Here is a 17,974-nt window from a genome sequence, read left to right as displayed (position 1 = left end):
ATTTTCTAAATAATAACGACATGGATGATGCCTGGGTTGATAGGTGGAATGACCGCTACAGTACCAATGAGTTTGCTTATGGAGAACAACCGAATAATTACTTAAAAGAGCAATTGACACCTTTGGATACCGGAACGATACTTTTTCCGGCAGAAGGCGAAGGCCGAAATGCGGTTTTTGCGGCTAAACTGGGTTGGAAAGTTTCGGCCTTTGATATCAGTACTGAAGGAAAAAACAAGGCTGTTCAACTCGCCATTCACAATCAGGTTAGCATCGATTATCAGGTGGGCGAACTTCAGGATCTTAACTATAAAGCTGGGCAGTTTGATGCCATTGCTTTGATTTATGCACACTTTCCTTCGTCAATCAAATCGACCTATCATAAAACACTAAGCCATTATCTATGCAAGGGCGGTTTGGTTATTTTCGAAGCTTTTAGCAAGAAACACCTTCATTATATTGCAGCAAACGAAAAAGTTGGTGGGCCGAAAGAAATTGATATGCTGTTTTCGATAGAAGAAATAAAGGCTGATTTCGAAGATTACGAGATCATTGTGTTGGAAGAAAAAGAAATTGAACTGAATGAAGGCTTGTTTCATAACGGACTAGGTTCGGTAATCAGATTTGTTGGAAGAAAGAAATAAACCTCCTTTAAGATCCGGAAATGGCGTGGCGCTACGGATTAGCGAATGAATAAGCGCCTCTCTGACTCGCTGGTTAACTTTAAGCTGTAAATGCCATTCTTGTTCATTGATCGTAGAGGCCTATTCTTAAATTCGTGGGCAATATATTAAGCTACCATATATACCTGACCTTTACCGTCATTCCCGTATCAATTTATTAAAGGGTATTGTTTTATCGTGTTAAAGCCATAAATTCGTAAAATAAAACAACAGAAACAGATATATAATACTATGAAAACAATGATTAAATCAATCACATTGCTGTTTACGGCAATTACCATTTCAGTAAGTGTAATGGCACAAGATGCGCAGCCTAAACCAAGTCCGGCGGCAACTGCAACAGGAAAAGTTAAAGGTGCAACCATTACGATTAACTACAGCAGTCCGGCGGTAAAAGGGCGTAAAATCTGGGGCGGTTTAGAAGCCTTTGATAAAGTATGGCGCGCTGGTGCAAATGAAGCGACCACTTTCGAAACTGATAAAGATATTATGGTTGAAGGTAAACCTTTGGCGGCAGGAAAATACAGTTTCTTTTTAATTCCTAGAGAAAGCGGAACCTGGACCGCTATTTTTAACAAAGAACCAAAACAATGGGGAGCTTATAAATACGAAGAGGCTAAAGATGCTCTGCGTGTTGATGTTAAAACCAAAGCATTAAAAGCAACACAAGAACGTTTGGTTTATAAAATTACCAAAAGCGGTTTTGCTTTAGAATGGGATAAAATTTCTGTTCCGGTAACCATTAAATAATTAGATTAAATTCTTGAAAGCCGTTCCATTTTAATATTTGGAACGGCTTTTTTTTGTCCTTTTTTTCGGGAAATGAACGTATAGCAATGCTTGGAGGTTAACAGGCCACTTTGCGCTTACTCCGTTGCACTTCGTGTTCACTGTAAATCGAGTTCAGGAAAAGGAACTTCTGGTCGTGTAGGGGCTTGTGCTTTAAATGATATTTGTGTTTAGGATTAGGAAATGAGTGGCCTGTAGTGCTTGGAGGTTTGCAGCCCCGCTTTGCGCTTTACTCCGTTGCACTTCGTGTTCGCTGCAATCGGGTTTAGGAACAGAGGTTTGTGCACTCCGCAACCCAACAAATGAAAGGCTGCTGTAGCCATATACCCCGGTTGCAGCGATACCCTGCAGCAACGAGATACGAGGCAGCGAAGCGTAAAAGCGGAAAACGGGAAGAAACTTCTTGCCGTGCACAGGCATTGCGCTCCAAATCATCATATATTTATTGTTCAGTAAACTATACTTACCCTTTCTCCCTTTTTGTAACGAACCTAAAACATAATATCTACTTCTTATTAAAGTGCTATTTTAGGCCGATTTAAAAATAAACACAAAATAATGAAGTTTTCCTTTAAACTATTGTTCTTATTGCCGCTTCTTTCGTTAAACGTTTTAGCACAACAAAAAGCGCAACTTTTTTCCATAAAAACTGCAAAGCCTGTTGATCAGGTGAATGTTTTTCTAGGGTCTTCTGGCGATCATGGACAGATGTCGCCGGCCGCCTCCGCGCCTTTCAGTATGTTGAGTATAGGCCCGCAGACTTACCCTAAAACGCATACCGGTTACGAATACCTGGCCAAGAAATTTGAAGGCTTTACCCACAATCGTTTTGAAGGAGTGGGCTGTCAGGGTTCGGGTGGCAATATCTTTATCAAACCATTTTTAGGTAGTGATCCGGCGGCGTCTGAGTTGATTAAGGTTTCTGAAAAAGCGAGTCCAGGTTATTATGAAGTTGGTTTTGAAAATAAAATTAAAGCCAGTTTTACCGTATTGGGTAAAGCAGGTAAACATGCCTATCAATTTCCGAAAGGAGCAAAAGGGTTTTATATCGACCTGGCTTATGCTTTTAATGGTGCTTTTGTAGATGAAGCGCACGAAGTAAACGCCAATACCGTAAGCGGATGGATTACTTCGAAAACAACTTGTGGTGTAGGTAAATACAAGTTGTTTTACTATATGGAGATCGGAGATAACGTATCATGGAAAGTAGTCGATGATCATAAAATGATAGCCATGCTCAAAGGAGAGTTAACTTCAACAGGAATCAATATCGCTCTTTCTGCCGTTAGTGTTGAAGCAGCAAAATCCTCTATCAATAAAAATTCATTCGATACTGTAAAAGAACAAAGCAAAGCCGATTGGAATGCAAATCTCTCTAAAATCGCTGTAAACGGCGATCTGGAGAGCGCTAAGCTTTTTTATTCGCTTTTGTATCGTACCATGCAATCGCCATATGTCATATCTGAAGCTGATGGTGCATACCGCAATACAAAGGGTGAAATTAAGAAAGATAAAGAGATCCGCTACAACGGTTGGGCCATTTGGGACAATTACCGTACGCAGTTACCTTTGCTTTCAATAATTGCGCAGGATCGGTATGCGGGAATGGTAAGTTCTATTGCAGATCTGTATAACTCGGGTAAAAAGGATTACGCCGGACAGCATGAGCCTTCAAACACCGTGCGGTCTGAACATGCCATTGTGGTTTTGCTTGATGCTTACCGTAAAGGGTATCCGGTTGATTTTGGGAAAATAGCTGATTCACTGGTGAAAGAGGTGGATGGTTTGGATTACAGGTCGCCGGATAAAGCTTTAGAGTCAAGTTATGATAACTGGGCACTTGCAGAAATCTTTAAGATTTTAAAGAATAAGGAAAAATCTGATTTTTATCTTAACAAGGCTCAGGAATACAAAAAATATTGGAATAAGGATTTTAAGGATATGACCAAAAATGATGTGGACCGGATGCAGGCCCGTGGTTTATATCAGGGTACCATCTGGCAATATAGATGGTTTGTACCTTATGATTTCAAAGGATTGATCGAACTAGATGGAGGGGAGGAATCTTATCTGGCGAAACTTGATGAATTTTTTGCCCGCGATTTATACAATCATGCCAATGAACCGGATTTACAAGTTCCGTTGATGTATAATGTGACTAAGTCTGGTTATAAATCGCAATATTGGATGCACCAGCTGGCGGCTGATACCGTTATCCAGAATTACTTTAATGACAATAGCCGTGGAATTGGAAGTTACATTGGCAAAATTTACAGAAACCAGCCAAATGCCTATCTGCGCACCATGGACGACGATGCCGGAGCGATGAGCGCCTGGTACGTGTTTGCAGCAAGTGGTTTTTCTCCTGCCTGCGTAGGCTGGCCGGTGTATTATTTAAACGTACCCTTATTTCCATTGCTAACTTACAACCTGCCAGAAGGAAAAACTTTTACTATTGAAACAGAAAATTTTGACCCAAAAAACAAATATATTAAGGCGGTTTTCCTCAACGGAAAGCCTTTCAAAAAGAACTATATTACACAGGAGGACATCAATAAAGGAGGGCGGTTAAAAATAGTGGCCTCAGCCGTTCCGGTTAAAATTTCTGATACCAAAAACTGGATTTCGGATCTCATGAAATAATTTCAAAAATTAACAAAATATGGCAAACTAAATCCCATTATTGCTGTTGTTATAGTATAAATTCAAGATCATGGCACCTTTAAAATTAAGCGAAGAACAACATGCTACATTAAGCAATAGAAACACATTAGAACAAGTGAATGAACAACCTTTAGAACTTCATCCGGAAGCTTATAAAGTAAAAGGCCCATCGCCGGATAAAATGAAGACGGTATCATCCTCTTTAAGGAATTATGCACATGGCCTTTACGGATTGTTGTAAAACGCTTCCCAAAAAACTACACATAACAGATGATATAGGGCAGCAGACTTAAAAAAGGTCTGCTGCTTTTTTATGGAATCAGATTTATCCAAGAAGCTATCGTCATCCTGAATTTATTTCAGGATCTTTAGTAAAAACTACAATAGCCAGTTTATCATCCATTTTTAATTCCAAATTTCTATCTTAAATTAATGAAACAAAGCGCAGGAATACTACTTTTCAGGAGAAAAGATCGGCAGATAGAATTTTTTCTGGTTCATCCTGGTGGACCATTCTTCGCCAAAAAAGATCTTGGCTTTTGGACTGTGCCCAAAGGAGAATTAAATGAAGGTGAAGACGCTTTGATGGCAGCCATTCGCGAATTTAAAGAAGAAATAGGTCAAAGCTTAACTGGCGATTTCATCGAATTAACCCCTATTGTGCAAAAGGGAGGTAAAAAAGTATTATGCTGGGCATTTGAAGCAGACCTTGATCCCTTAACTATTGTTAGCAACACCTTCGAAATAGAATGGCCTCCGCGATCGGGTAAAAAACAAAGTTTTGCAGAAATAGACAAAGCCAATTGGTTTACTTACGCTGATGCCATTACCTACATTAACGAAAGGCAGATTGCTTTACTTGATGAATTAAAATTAAAGTTAAGCCGTTAATTCAAAGTGTAAAATGTTCTTTTCGGCACCGTTGATAATGATCGAGATCTGGTGGTCGCCCAAATGAAATTTACGGGTTGTAATCAGCACAAATTTTTGTTTTCTAATGATGTTTATGGTTGCACCGGCGGGATAAATCCTTTCCGAAATTTTATATACTTTTTTAGTATTCTGCCCATTTTGTTTTTTATAATAAATAGCGTATTCCAGTCTCACTTTTTGTTCAGCAGGATTGCTATTAAAAATAGAAAACGAAAACTCCAGGCTTTCGCCAATGCCGATCTGGGGCGTTAAAATTTTGAAATCTTTCAATAAAATCCCTGCATCATCTAAACCATAATGTTTAAGAATATTGGCATGACCCTGTTTAAGTAATGTACGGCTGCCATGTTTAATAATTGCATCGGTTTCGGCACCTAAACCCGACCATTTTTTAGCCATATTTAAAACCACATGAGGGTGATCTTTTGCAATATCATTTAAGTTGTTGGCAACACTCCGCCTTACATATTCCGATGGATCTGTTTTAAGATTTTCCAATATGGGTAAAATGGATGTCGGGTCTTTTTTTAGAAAAGGAATACCCATGGCCCAGGGTAATCGCGGACGACTGCCTTCGCTGGCAAGTCTTCTTACTTTGAGGCTTTCGTGCAGCGACCATTCTTGCATTCTTAAAATCATCTCATTTTCGTATTTTAAGATAAATGGACGAACGGCAAATTCACAACTTACAAATTGTGTAACGAATTCCAGCGCTTCAACAGAACTTGCTAAATCATCAATACCGTAGGTTTCAATATAATCAGGTAAAAACATATAAGCCAGGCTATCCTCTCCAATGCCTTGTATCCTTAACTGTCCAATGATTTTCTTAATGAGCGTAATGGTTTGAGGGTAATCCTCAGGTAAAAAATCGTGTAATACCCTGGTAGTATGTTTCATTCGCTCTTTCAGTTCTTTAGATTCGAATTCGGGTACAAAAATCTTTTTAATGAATAACCCTTTGTCGAAACCTGGTATGGTAGCTGCCAGCGCCGTGGTTAATCGATCATAAAAAGCAGCTGAATATAAATTTTTAAGCAAAATGGCCATAATTTCGGTAATTATACATGGAGATATGATTTTAATACGCTGCTAATTTACTAAAAAAATTAGTATTTGTGTGGCTTGTTCAGCTAATTATTTAATCTTCTTATTTTTTACATTGCATATAAGAATTTAAGGTTTTTCTTTGGCACATTTGTTTGTTATAAAAATAAGGTAATGAATACAATAAAAATAGGCTGGATCGGATTGGGAAATATGGGAATTCCGATGGCAGCGCAATTGATAAAAGCGGATTATGCCGTTACGGTTTACAACAGGAGCAAGGGTAAGGAAAGTTTGCTGAAAGAAATGGGGGCATCAACTGCTGAAACACCTAAAGCGTTAATTGCTGCTACTGAAGTGGTAATCATTATGGTATCTGATGATGCCGCAGTTGATCAGGTTTTTAATGATAAAGACGGTCTCTTCGGCGCCGATATTTCAAATAAAGTGATCATTAACATGAGTACGGTTTCTCCGGCGATTTCTAAAGAGATGGCTTCTATATGCAAAGAAAAAGGCGGACAGTATTTAGATGCACCGGTTTCAGGAAGTGTGAAACAAGCAGAAACAGGACAGCTGGTGATTATGGCTGGCGGTGATGAAACCGCATTTGAGCAGGTAAAACCAATCTTAGAAAAAATAGGGAAAATGGCTGTGTACTTAGGTGACGCGAGTGCTGGAAATGTCGCAAAATTGGCCATTAACTCGCTATTGGCATTATATACACAGGGTTTGGCCGAAACGGTACTGTTTGCTAACCACCAGGGGATTAAAACTGAAGATCTGCTTAATTTGCTTAATAATGGTGCTATAGCCAATGTTTTTACCAAAATAAAGGGCGATGCCATTATTGCTGATAATTATAAAGCAGCATTCGCCCTTAAACATATTGTAAAAGATTTAAATTTAGCTAAAGACATTGGTTTGGAATCGCCACTGGCCAAGACCGCCTTAGATACTTTTAAGGCCGCTACCGCCAAATTTGGAGAAGAAGATCTGATTGCAGTGATCAAACACATTAAGGAGTAGAGCAATATTTTGAAAATAATACCCATAGGAGATTTTGATGATTTCCTATGGTATCATACCCGTTAATCAGCTTACACGTATTTGACCAGTAAGTACCTTTATTACTTGTTTATTGATAAAGGTAATAATCCGATTAATACTAATAGGTCTCTTTATAAGTTTCATGTATAACGCATAAAATGGGTAGATTAAATCTTTAATCCTCCAAAAGTACTTCCTAATATAATGGCCAGTACAATTAAGGTAATCACAACATAGAGTTTATCTTTTTCCAATATAAAAGCGAACAGCGAGAATATGATCCTTAAAATTGGTGTGATGATTAAAAGTAATACACCAAACTGGATGATGGCCATTGGTTTAAAAGTAAAAAGTCCTTTAAAAATGCCATCAAAGGTGATAAAGTCGTTTTCTTCACCTTTAAAAATGTGGTAATCGGGCCTGCCTTGTGCTCCGTGCTTTACCAAAAAAAGTATGCCGCCCAGTAAAACCACCAAACTTGCGGTAATTACACCAAATCTTAATAGCTTGCCCACAATTTTTTCTACATCACGGTCTTGTATAAGATGGGTTGAGATAATATTCTTCATTTTATTTTAACTTAAAATTTGTGATGATAACCATTGTAAATCATTTCCAGCGCAACAAAAGTGATCGCGATACAGAAAATAATCCTTAAAGTGGAAGGGTTAATTTTGGTTAGTAATTTAGCTCCCGTAAAAGCCCCGCCCAATACGCCAAGCACTACAGGGAATGCAATTCCCGGATCCATGTAACCACGTTGCAGGTAAACTACAGCACTGGCTGCGGCGGTAACACCGATCATGAAATTGCTGGTGGTGGTGCTTACCTTAAAAGGAATTTTCATGGCGGTATCCATGGCCAATACTTTTAATGCACCAGAACCAATTCCCAACAAACCCGACATTACCCCTGCTACCGTCATGATGGAAAAACCGGCACCAACATTTTTAAGTTTATAATCAACCGGGCCTGTTGGTGTGGGGTAGCTGCTATTGAGTTTTAATACATAAGAAAGTTTACTGCCTTCTGTTAAGGCCTGCTGATTTTTTTTTCTTAAGGTCATCGCGGCAGAGAAAAGCAAAACACAGCCAAAAAGAATGGCGATAGTATTGGTGGGCGTATAAATAGCGATTAATGCACCAAGTACCGCTCCTAACGTGGTTGCAATTTCCAAGAACATACCTAAGCGGATGTTGGTAATACCTTCTTTTATATAGGCGCTGGCGGCACCCGATGAATTGGCAATAGAAGCAAGTAATGCAGCACCGATGGCATAACGGATATCTACATGAAAAACAAGTGTAAGCAATGGAATGACGACTACGCCGCCGCCAAGGCCTGTTAACGATCCAATCAGCCCTGCCAGATAAGCGCCAAGGATTAGGATCAGGGTAAAAGTTAAAATGGTCATGATATTAATGATTATTGTTCAAAATGGTGGTGGTTGTAGAAAGGGCTGCATCTGTATTACCTGCTTTTATCGCATTAAACAGTGCCTCATGCAAGTGATGGCTCATGGCAAAATGAGTGACGCCAGATGGTGCGCGTTTAGTAAAAAAATCGCGGATGATTACCGTAAAACTTTCATAAAGATCACTTAGTACATGATTGCCAGATGCGCGGGCAATAGCCAGGTGGAATGCAATATCTGCATTGGCACATTCAGTTCTCGATTCTTTCTCGATGGCCAATTTTCTTTTTTCAAGTGCATCTTTAATCGCTTCCAGATCTGAATCAGTACGGTTTTTAGTAGCCAGACGAACAATTTCCTGTTCGAGCAAAGCCCTGACCTGGTTGATTTCTTTAAAATCAGCACTGCGCAAACGTTGCTCAATAGGTTCTGTAGGGGTGGCATTAACTTTTGTTCCAAAACCTTGCTGTACTGTAAGTATTCCTGATAAGGTAAGTGATTTTATAGCTTCCCGGATGGTAGAGCGGCCAACACCATATAATTCCATTAAGGCTGGTTCTGAAGGGATTTTTTCCTCTACGCTAAATTTGCCTTTTTTAATATCGTTTCTGATTTTGGTGGATACCTGTTCGAAAAGTCTGCTTTCTTTTGCCATAATATGAAATCAACGATACAAACATACGATGTTTAAATTAAACATCAGATGTTTTGTGTCTGGATAATATCATTTTGTTTTTGAAGTGCTAATTAGCTATACTTTGAATATGGTTCACCGTTGGTAATTAATTTCTAGCAAATTAAAGATGAAAAGGGTCGAATTATACAAATACACAAATTTAATCTATATTTAATAATATGACAGTCAGCAATATATATAAATTATTTAAAAATAAATAAACTAATATTTGCATCGTACGAAATTTGTCGTACCTTTAAGATATGAAAGGTATTCAAACTGAAAACAATCTGCCCGAACCAACCAAAGCTGAGCTGGAAATTCTCCAGGTATTATGGGAATTTGGACCATCAACCGTTCGGTTTGTAAACGACAAGCTAAATGAACTAAGAGAGGTGAATTACACCTCAACCTTAAAGCAGATGCAGATTTTAACTGAAAAAGGGATATTAAAACGTGATGAAAGCCAAATGAAACACATTTATATCCCGGTTGAAGCAGAGGAAAAAACCAAAGTACAGTTGTTAGACCGTTTCGTAAACACTTTGTATAAAGGCTCTGCATCGAAATTGATGATGCAACTTTTGGGGAACGAAAAAACATCAAAAAAAGAAATCGAAGAGATTAAGCGGCTATTGAATAACATGGACTAATTAACCAGAACAGAAGCTAAAGAACCACCATAATGGAATTTAAATTAATCAATCTTTTACCCGATAACTGGCTTCTTGCCCTGGGTGCTACCTTGTTCCACTCTTTGTGGATTGGTGTTATTTTAGCCTTGCTAGCTGGTTTGGTGATGTTTACTTCCCGTAAGGCAAGCGCTACGTGGCGTTATAACTTGCTTACGGTATGTTTAGGTTTGTTTGTTGTGGCAATAGGTTTTACTTTTTATCAGGAGCTTCAGCAGTCGGATCACCATACGCAATCGCAGGTTGTTCATCAAACAGGGATTAATTTGCCGAAGGCTATCGCAGATCAACAGGCGGTTACCAATGTACAGCAAGACATGTATTCGGTACTTAATCGCATCCTGTCTTTGTGGAATGCTTATGCCTATCAGATTGTATTGGTTTGGTTCCTGATTATCTGCGGAAAAAGTATCCAATTAATGGTAGGTTTAAATGGTGTATATCATCTGCGTAATTATAAAACCTACGCTGCAGGGAAAAAGTGGGATGAAAAATTAACTGAACTCGTTCAAAAATTGGGTTTAACGCAACAGGTTAAGCTGATGCAATCGGGCATGGCGCAGGTACCTTTGGTAGTAGGTCATTTTAAGCCTTTAATTCTCATTCCTTTGGGTTTACTTAATAGTTTATCTACTGCTGAAGTAGAAGCCATTCTTTCTCATGAACTGGCCCATATTAAACGGAAGGATTATTTGGTGAATATATTGCAAAGTTTCATCGAAATTGTATTTTTCTTTAACCCGGCTGTGCTTTGGGTATCGCAATTAATAAAAACAGAACGCGAGCATTGTTGCGATGATTTGGCCATCGCCTGTGTAAACGATCGCAAAAATTACGTTCAGGCCCTCATTGTATGCCAGGAGTTTAAGCAGCGTGCACCTGCCTATGCCATGGCCATGAGCGGAACTAAAAGCAGCCTGCTACATAGAGCTAGCAGGATGTTATTCAATACCAACTCAACTTTAAACAAAATGGAAAAAACGATATTAACCATCGCCCTGGTATCGGTAGTGATTTGCAGTGCCGCATTTAAAAGTATTGGCCATGCCGAAACAGTTGCCAGAAAAAAAACATCCACTACAGTTGTAACCTTACAGGATACAACCAGGAAAAAAGCCAAGCCTGCCGAAAGAAAATCTGCAGACCAAATGGAAAAAGAGATCAATGCAAAGGTAGACAACGAGCTAAAAAGGATGAATGAAAACCAGCAGCTGCCAGAAACGAAAGAAGATAAAAAGGCCAGACTTGCTGATGAAGAAGCCAGGCAAGCGGACGAAAAAACACGGCAGGACGATGTAAGGCAGGCTCAGGAAGATGCGAAGCAAGCAGAATTGGATCGAAAACAGGCTATTTTTGATGCCAGGCAAGCCGAAAATGATAGGAAACAGGCTATTATTGACGCTAAACAAGCTGTTGAAGATGTAAAAGAATACAAAAATTCGGCTAAAGTGTATAAATCATACGGCTATGAGATGGTACCAGGGGTGCCCCGCCCGCCTAGAACACCTAAAGTACCTAAAACACCAAACGTACCCGGAGTTGTATATGCAGTACCAGCTATACCTGCTGTTCCTGCTATGCCTGCTACACCTGCTACACCTGCTATGCCTCCAATACCACCTGTTTATGGCGGAAATAGCAATACCAAAACCAGTTCGCAGCGAACAGTGACTTCGAAAACAGTAACCAATGGCGATGGACATGATTATACCAATGCAATCAATCAGGAATTGATGAAAGACGGCATCATCAGCAGTACCAATAAACTTTCATACAAACTCAATAAAGATGAGCTGATTGTAAATGGAGTGAAACAAAATACCGAAGTTCAGCAAAAGTATAAAAAGCGGTTTTTGAAGAACGATAAACACTCGCTGATGTATAATTTCCTGATTGAAAATAACTAAAATCAACCGCTAAAAGCTTAATCCAATCAACATCTTATGAAATACAAGCTCATGGCTTTTTTAGCCATATGGATAAATATTGCCTCTACTTTTGCTCAGGTGCAAAGCACTCCGCCCAGAATTTATGGCCATGTATTGGATGCCGAAGGTAAAAATATAGAATTTGCAACAGTCGCTCTACTCAAAGATTCTACATTGGTTAAAACTACTTTTACTGAAAAGGATGGATTATTCAGTTTTGATCAGCTGGGTTATGGGAAATATCTGATTAAAATATCGGTAGTCGGATCGCCCATATACCAAACTGATACATTGGTACTTACTGCAGACCATGCCGTTATTGCGATGCCAGATATTAAAATCAAAACCGGAGCAACCAATTTAAAAGAGGTGAATATTTCAGGACAAAAGGCTTTTGTTGAACGGAAGATTGACCGGACTGTTGTTAATGTGGATGCTTTGATTTCTAATGCAGGTACAACTGCATTGGATGTGCTCAGCAAATCGCCTGGCGTAAATGTGGATCAGAACGGAGTAATTTCGTTGAAAGGCAAAAATGGGGTGACTATTTTTGTTGATGATAAACCGACTTATTTATCGGGTTCGGATCTGGAGAACTATTTGCGTTCCTTGCCTTCCTCATCGCTTGATCAGATTGAACTGATGACCAATCCACCGGCCAAATATGATGCTGCCGGCAATGGCGGTGTAATTAACATCAAAACCAAGAAAACCAAAACCGCCGGGTTTAACGGTGGGGTTAATCTGAGTTTAAACCAGGGCGAATTAAGCCGTTCGAATAATAGTTTCAACTTTAATTACCGAAAAGACAAGGTTAACGTTTTTGGAAACCTGAGCTATAACCTCAATAACAGCTTTACCGATCTTGATCTGAATCGGAAATATAAAAATGCTGATGGTAGTGCCAAATCCTATTTTAATCAAAATTCTTATTTCCGCAGGCATGGCAATACCTTTAACCTGAAAACCGGGCTTGATTATTACGCATCAGAACGCACCACATGGGGTGTAGTACTTACCGGCATGAACAGGATTTCCAAACAGGTGAACAACAATACCAGTAATTTATCTAATGCCTCCATGCAGTTAGATTCGGTAATCAAGGCTGAAAATATCGATCAGATTAAGTACCAGAATGCAGGTGTAAACTTAAATTACAGACATAAATTTAAGCAGACGGGGCGTGAATTAACCTTTGATGCCGATTACCTGCTTTATCGGGATAGAACGGCTCAAACCTATAATAATTTTAGTTATCTGCCAGGCGGCGCTTTAAAATACCAGGATGTCTTACGCGGAAATCTACCGTCAGATATTGATATTTATACGACCAAAATAGATTATTCGCATCCACTGGAAAATAAGTGGAAGCTGGATGCAGGGGTTAAAACCGCTTACACCAACACGGATAATATTGCCGATTACGCTAATACTGCAAATGGAAAAACCAGTGCCGATTACGAAAAGAGCAATCATTTTTTATACAAGGAAAATATTAACGCGATTTACCTGAACATGAGCAGGGAAGGGAAGCGGTTTTCACTCCAAGCCGGCTTGAGGTATGAAAACACGGTTTCTAACGGACATCAATTGGGCAATATAATCAAACCTGATTCCAGTTTTAAAAGAACTTATAATAGTTTGTTCCCAACAGTTTATTTCTCTTATAAGCTTGATACATTAGGGAACAATGAACTTGGGTTGAATTATGGAAGGAGGATTGATCGTCCTTATTATCAGGATCTTAATCCCTTCTTTTCACCATTAGATAAATTTACTTATTATGTTGGTAATCCTTTTTTAAAACCCTCTTTTACACAAAGTATCGAACTTTCTCATACCTACAAAAGTAAGATTACTACAACATTTAGCTACAGTTGGGTGAGAGATGAAGTGAATGAAACCATCGAAATTTTAGATGGTACCTATTATAGCCGGCCAGCCAATGTAGGCAAAACAAGGGTAGCCAATGTTTCGGTGAATGCAGAGATTGACCTTACGAAATGGGCAAAATTAAATGCCTATATGGAGTTTGGCAAAATAATGTCGAAAACAGATTTTTATACCGGTTTTCTAGTGACTAATGGCAGTTATTTTAGAACAAATCCTAATGTTCAGTTTAAAATCAGTCCTACCTGGAATGCAGAACTGAATATGAGCTATCAGAGTAAACTTTCAAACGTTCAGTTTTTACTGGCTTCGGTGCATAATTTTGGCGCAGCAGTGCAAAAAAAGCTTTCGGCAAAAAGTTCCTTGAAATTAACTGCAAATGATATTTTTAGAACCAGGATATACAATGGAATAATTAATAATCTTGCCGCAACAGAAGCCGGATGGAGAAACAGGCAAGATTCAAGAAACTTTGTTTTAAGCTATAGCTATCGTTTTGGGAAAACCTTTTCTTCGCCTGAAAAACACGAATCTTCTGGCGCCGATGCCGAGAAGAACAGGGTGAAGAATTAAAGCTTTAGATCGTTCGTAATTATAAAGGTACAGACTGCCCCCGACTTTCGGGGAAGCAATCTTTGAAAGAAGGCAGAAGCAATCGGTTAAATTCCGCTCTCGCTTTGATCCTGCCTTGGGCCGTGGGGTATGAGGGGGAACTGCAAAGATTTCCGTGCTTTTTCCATGTATTTCCTCCGGTTTTTTGTCATCCTGAGCGTAGTCGAAGGATCTCCTTCCATCATATCCCAGGCCGGATAGCATGGTGCAGACAGCATGGGTAGAATAGCTTGGAGCATATTGCAGGCTAAGGCGCTCGCTATAATACGGCCGTCATTCCCGCGCAGGCGGGAATCTTAATGCGCTAGTTATCCTTTACCCTGAGCTCGGGCTTGCCTCGGATCACCGCCGCCGAGGGGCTCTTACTTTTGGCTTGGCCCAAAAGTAACAAAAACCCAAGGCTTGCATCCTTCCTTGTAAAAAGCTACGGAAATCTAATTTGCGGCAGCATCAAGGCTCTTAGCCCTTGCCTTATTCCACCGCTCCCGCTTTGATCCTGCCTTGGGTTGTGGGGTATGAGGGGAAGTGCAAAGCTTTCCGTGCTTTTTCCGGCGGAAATCTGCTAGGCCGGATAGCAGGGTGTATAAGATAGTTTCTAATATGGTATTTGTTCCATGAATAAATCCGTCATTTCGACCGTAGCGGAGAAATCTTTTAAGTTAGGTTAATAGTGTAGATTCTTTGCCCTTTGCTCTGGCTTGCCTCGGTTAGCTACCGAAGGGCTTTTACCTTTTTCTTGATAAAAAGGTAACCAAACCTGAGCGCAGCGAAAGCATGACTACCGATGAAAACAACAACTAAGAAGGCATAAATCAAGGCTTGCATCGTTTTTTATGTGATAATGTTGTTTTTATCGGTATAAAAGATTGCTGCGCAATTCCTTGTAAAAAGCTACTGAAATCTTAATTGCGGCAGCATCGAGGCTCTTATCCTTTGCTTATCCCACCGCTCCCGCTTTGATCCTGCCTTGGGCTGTGGGTTATGAGGGGAAGTGCAAAGATTTCCGTGCTTTTTCCGGCGGAAATCTGCGAGGCCAGGTAGCATGGTGCATATAGCAAGGTGCGTATCGCGGGGTGCGATAATTTGTTTTTTAGTCCTTTCCCTTTCAGGGGAAAGGTGCCGATAGGCGGATAGGGGTTTAAGGCGATCGCTATAATACGGTCGTCATTCCCGCGCATGCGGGAATCTTAATACGCTTACTTTTCTTTGCCCTTTGCTCGGGCTTGCCTCGGTTAGCCACCGAAGGGCTTTTACCTTTTTCTTGATAAAAAGGTAACCAAAAATCAAGGCTTGCATCCTTCCTTGTAAAAAGCTACGGAAATCTTTATTGCGGCAGCATCGAGGCTCTTAGCCCTTGCTTTATCTCCACCGCTCCCGCTTTGATCCTGCCTTGGGCTGTGGGGATATGAAAGGAAGCGCAAAGCTTTCCGTGCTTTTTCCGGCGGAAATCTGCGAGGCCGGATAGCAGGGTGCAGATAGCAGGATGCATATAGCAAGATGCGTATTGCAGGCTGCGATAATTTGTTTTTTAGTCCTTTCCCTTTCAGGGGAAAGGTGCCGATAGGCGGATAGGGGTTTAAGGCGATCGCTATAATACGGTCGTCATCCGATAGATTCTGTGTTAATTTGCAAATAAAATATTTTATTTTTGTTTCATGGGCGGTCAAGAACTAGCCAGTGTAGCGTGCTGATCCTTTAGGTTTAGTGCGCTACTTTCTTTTAAAACCGAGTATTCTTTTTGATATTCCTGTTTGCTATTATAAATCACATATATCATTTCTAACAGCTTTCTTTGAACTGCTACAAGTGCTTTCATTTTAATTCCATGTTTTGAAACTATCCGAAGATAGATTTCTGTAAAATTTTTATCATGTCTAACCGCTACCAGGGCAGGTAAATACATTGCCTTTCTAAGATGCCTGTTTCCCTTCTTGGATATTCTCGGCTTTCCTTTTACTGATGTTCCCGATTGTTTTTCTTTCACGTTCAAGCCGGCATAGCCTGTAAGCTGCTTTTTGTTTCTGATCAGCTCGAACCCATTTGTTTCAGCCAAAACGATGATAGCGGTAAGTTCCCCAATTCCTGTGATACTACAGATACGTTTTATTTCTCCGGTTAAATTAGCATCACCGTTGACAAGCATTTTCAGATCAGCTTTTATTTCTTTTTCCTGCCTGTTCAACAGTTTAATCCTTTCATATAACCGTTGCAGGCTGCGTTCATTCGGCTCCACTTCAGACTTTTCCGCATGGATCTGGTTCTTTACCGTAACCCGTTCACTTACAATCTGATCGCGCTCTCTTGTGAGTTGTTGGAGCACATGAAAGACTTTCTTGGGCCTGTGCCATTGATCAAGATTTCTTTCCAGCCCAAACTGTGCAATCGCCGCAGAACAGCTTTTATCTGTTATGGTTTTGTCTTCCAGTGTCCGAATGTAATTACTTATTTTATTTGGTAGAACAATCGTTACTTCACGGCCACGGTCATAAAGGTAAAAGGCAAATTTTTGATGATAGACACCGGTAGCTTCCATTACAAAACGAACTTTAAACTCATCACTTGAAAGTTTTTTTGTCCAATCCAATAAGGCTAAAAAACCAGACTCATTGTTTTTGAAAACCTTGTGGGCATAAAGATCAATACTCAGATCATCCAACATCCTGCCGGCGGTAACTACCAACTCATTTTGTGCAACATCTACACCCAGTACTTCCTTCAATATTTTTTTCATCATTTTAAGTTTAATATAAAGTGATGAACCTCCCTTCGTTTTTTCTCCTGGTTGGATATCCTGGATATCATGACATACATAATTCCTTACATTCTGTTCAAACTCTAAGAGATAAAAAGGAAAGAGGTAGTATCTATCGGTCAATATACTTCATGAGTTATTTTGCCATCGGTCTACTCTCGATCCTTTTCACTTTATGCTTACTAAATTAAACATTGTAAACATAGGAGCTATCGGATCCCGCGCAGGCGGGAACCACGGAGTGCTCAGCGAAGCTAATCTTAATGCGCTAGTCATTCTTTACCCTCAGCTCAGCCTTGCCTCAGTTAGCCACCGAAGGGCTCTTTCTTTTCTCTTGATAGAAAAGAAACAAAAGATCAAGGCTTGCATCTTTTCTTGTAAAAACCTACGGAAATCTTGATAGCAGCAGCATCGAGGCTCTTAGCCCTTGCTTTGTTCCACCGCTCTCGCTTTGATCCTGCCTTGGGCTGTGGGTTATGAGGGGAAGTGCAAAGATTTCCGTGCTTTTTCCGGCGAAAATCTGCGAGGCCGGTAGCAGGGTGAATAGCAAGGTGCGTATTGCAAGATGCGATAATTTGTTTTTTAGTCTTTCCCTTTCAGGGGAAAGGCGCTCGCTATAACGAGGTTCAAAGATTTCTCCATTCCGCTGCGCTACAGTCGAAATGACGGTCGATTGTTACTCAAAAAATCTGCGAGGCCGGGTAGCAGGGTGCAGATAGCAGGATGCATATAGCAAGGTGCGTATTGCAGGATGCGATAATTTGTTTTTTAGTTCTTTCCCTTTCAGGGGAAAGGTGCCGATAGGCGGATAGGGGTTCAAGACGCTCGCTATAACGAGGTTCAA

15 protein-coding genes are annotated in these 17,974 nt (G+C 40.1%); 9 read left to right on the top strand and 6 right to left on the bottom strand.

Annotated elements, in window-relative coordinates:
- The first annotated feature begins 20 nt into the window (after positions 1 to 20).
- Both DV942_RS07560 and DV942_RS07555 read left to right on the top strand, forming a co-directional pair.
- Positions 21 to 644 (top strand): class I SAM-dependent methyltransferase, encoded by a 624-nt coding sequence (locus DV942_RS07560; protein ID WP_145856515.1) that lies wholly within the window; start codon positions 21 to 23, stop codon positions 642 to 644.
- Between the two features lie 279 nt (positions 645 to 923).
- Positions 924 to 1,433: a DUF2911 domain-containing protein gene (locus DV942_RS07555; RefSeq protein ID WP_244950846.1), complete on the top strand. Its 510-nt coding sequence runs from the start codon at positions 924 to 926 to the stop codon at positions 1,431 to 1,433.
- 192 nt (positions 1,434 to 1,625) lie between these two features.
- Here the strand turns inward: DV942_RS07555 and DV942_RS07550 are convergent, their stop codons facing one another.
- Positions 1,626 to 1,910, bottom strand: coding sequence for a hypothetical protein (locus tag DV942_RS07550; protein ID WP_145856510.1), 285 nt, complete (start codon positions 1,908 to 1,910; stop codon positions 1,626 to 1,628).
- 120 nt (positions 1,911 to 2,030) lie between these two features.
- Between DV942_RS07550 and DV942_RS07545 the strand changes: the two genes are divergently transcribed.
- From DV942_RS07545 to DV942_RS07535, 3 genes are all read left to right on the top strand, one after another.
- Positions 2,031 to 4,115 carry a glycoside hydrolase domain-containing protein gene (locus DV942_RS07545; RefSeq protein ID WP_145856508.1) on the top strand — a complete coding sequence of 695 codons (2,085 nt, stop codon included), beginning with the start codon at positions 2,031 to 2,033 and terminating at the stop codon, positions 4,113 to 4,115.
- A gap of 70 nt (positions 4,116 to 4,185) precedes the next feature.
- A complete protein-coding gene (locus tag DV942_RS07540; protein ID WP_090499394.1) occupies positions 4,186 to 4,377 on the top strand; it encodes a hypothetical protein in 192 nt (63 codons plus the stop codon).
- A gap of 191 nt (positions 4,378 to 4,568) precedes the next feature.
- Positions 4,569 to 5,027: an NUDIX domain-containing protein gene (locus tag DV942_RS07535; RefSeq protein WP_145856507.1), complete on the top strand. Its 459-nt coding sequence runs from the start codon at positions 4,569 to 4,571 to the stop codon at positions 5,025 to 5,027.
- Here the strand turns inward: DV942_RS07535 and DV942_RS07530 are convergent.
- Complete coding sequence (locus DV942_RS07530) at positions 5,016 to 6,119, bottom strand: DNA alkylation repair protein (RefSeq protein WP_145856505.1); 1,104 nt, start codon at positions 6,117 to 6,119, stop codon at positions 5,016 to 5,018. The genes DV942_RS07535 and DV942_RS07530 overlap by 12 nt on opposite strands.
- A 171-nt stretch (positions 6,120 to 6,290) precedes the next feature.
- On the opposite strand from DV942_RS07530, the gene DV942_RS07525 reads away from it, so the two are divergent.
- Entirely contained in the window at positions 6,291 to 7,145 is an 855-nt protein-coding gene (locus tag DV942_RS07525) for an NAD(P)-dependent oxidoreductase (RefSeq protein ID WP_145856503.1), read from the top strand.
- A 188-nt stretch (positions 7,146 to 7,333) separates the two neighbouring features.
- Here the strand turns inward: DV942_RS07525 and DV942_RS07520 are convergent, their stop codons facing one another.
- Genes DV942_RS07520 through DV942_RS07510 form a run of 3 tightly spaced genes read right to left on the bottom strand, consistent with a single transcriptional unit; the run spans position 7,334 to position 9,235 of the window.
- Complete coding sequence (locus DV942_RS07520; RefSeq protein WP_145856501.1) at positions 7,334 to 7,735, bottom strand: DUF1634 domain-containing protein; 402 nt, start codon at positions 7,733 to 7,735, stop codon at positions 7,334 to 7,336.
- Between the two features lie 11 nt (positions 7,736 to 7,746).
- A complete protein-coding gene (locus DV942_RS07515; RefSeq protein WP_145856499.1) occupies positions 7,747 to 8,580 on the bottom strand; it encodes a sulfite exporter TauE/SafE family protein in 834 nt (277 codons plus the stop codon).
- A 4-nt stretch (positions 8,581 to 8,584) separates the two neighbouring features.
- The gene (locus DV942_RS07510; RefSeq protein ID WP_145856497.1) at positions 8,585 to 9,235 is read right to left on the bottom strand and encodes a FadR/GntR family transcriptional regulator; all 651 of its coding nucleotides are present in this window, start codon (positions 9,233 to 9,235) and stop codon (positions 8,585 to 8,587) included.
- Between the two features lie 284 nt (positions 9,236 to 9,519).
- Between DV942_RS07510 and DV942_RS07505 the strand changes: the two genes are divergently transcribed.
- The 3 genes from DV942_RS07505 to DV942_RS07495 are packed head-to-tail and all read left to right on the top strand — an operon-like array spanning position 9,520 to position 14,339.
- Entirely contained in the window at positions 9,520 to 9,909 is a 390-nt protein-coding gene (locus DV942_RS07505) for a BlaI/MecI/CopY family transcriptional regulator (RefSeq protein ID WP_145856495.1), read from the top strand.
- 32 nt (positions 9,910 to 9,941) lie between these two features.
- Positions 9,942 to 11,855 (top strand): M56 family metallopeptidase, encoded by a 1,914-nt coding sequence (locus tag DV942_RS07500; RefSeq protein ID WP_145856493.1) that lies wholly within the window; start codon positions 9,942 to 9,944, stop codon positions 11,853 to 11,855.
- Positions 11,856 to 11,891: 36 nt separating this feature from the next.
- Entirely contained in the window at positions 11,892 to 14,339 is a 2,448-nt protein-coding gene (locus tag DV942_RS07495; protein ID WP_145856491.1) for an outer membrane beta-barrel protein, read from the top strand.
- A 1,702-nt stretch (positions 14,340 to 16,041) separates the two neighbouring features.
- On the opposite strand, the gene DV942_RS07490 is transcribed toward DV942_RS07495, so the two are convergent.
- Complete coding sequence (locus tag DV942_RS07490) at positions 16,042 to 17,253, bottom strand: transposase (protein WP_244950845.1); 1,212 nt, start codon at positions 17,251 to 17,253, stop codon at positions 16,042 to 16,044.
- Positions 17,254 to 17,974: the final 721 nt, after the last annotated feature.

The sequence above is a fragment of the Pedobacter suwonensis genome (assembly GCF_007833675.1).
Classification (GTDB): Bacteria; Bacteroidota; Bacteroidia; order Sphingobacteriales; family Sphingobacteriaceae; genus Pedobacter; species Pedobacter suwonensis.
Note: the sequence above shows the minus strand (reverse complement) of the source record. Positions and strands in the feature narration are given on the sequence as shown.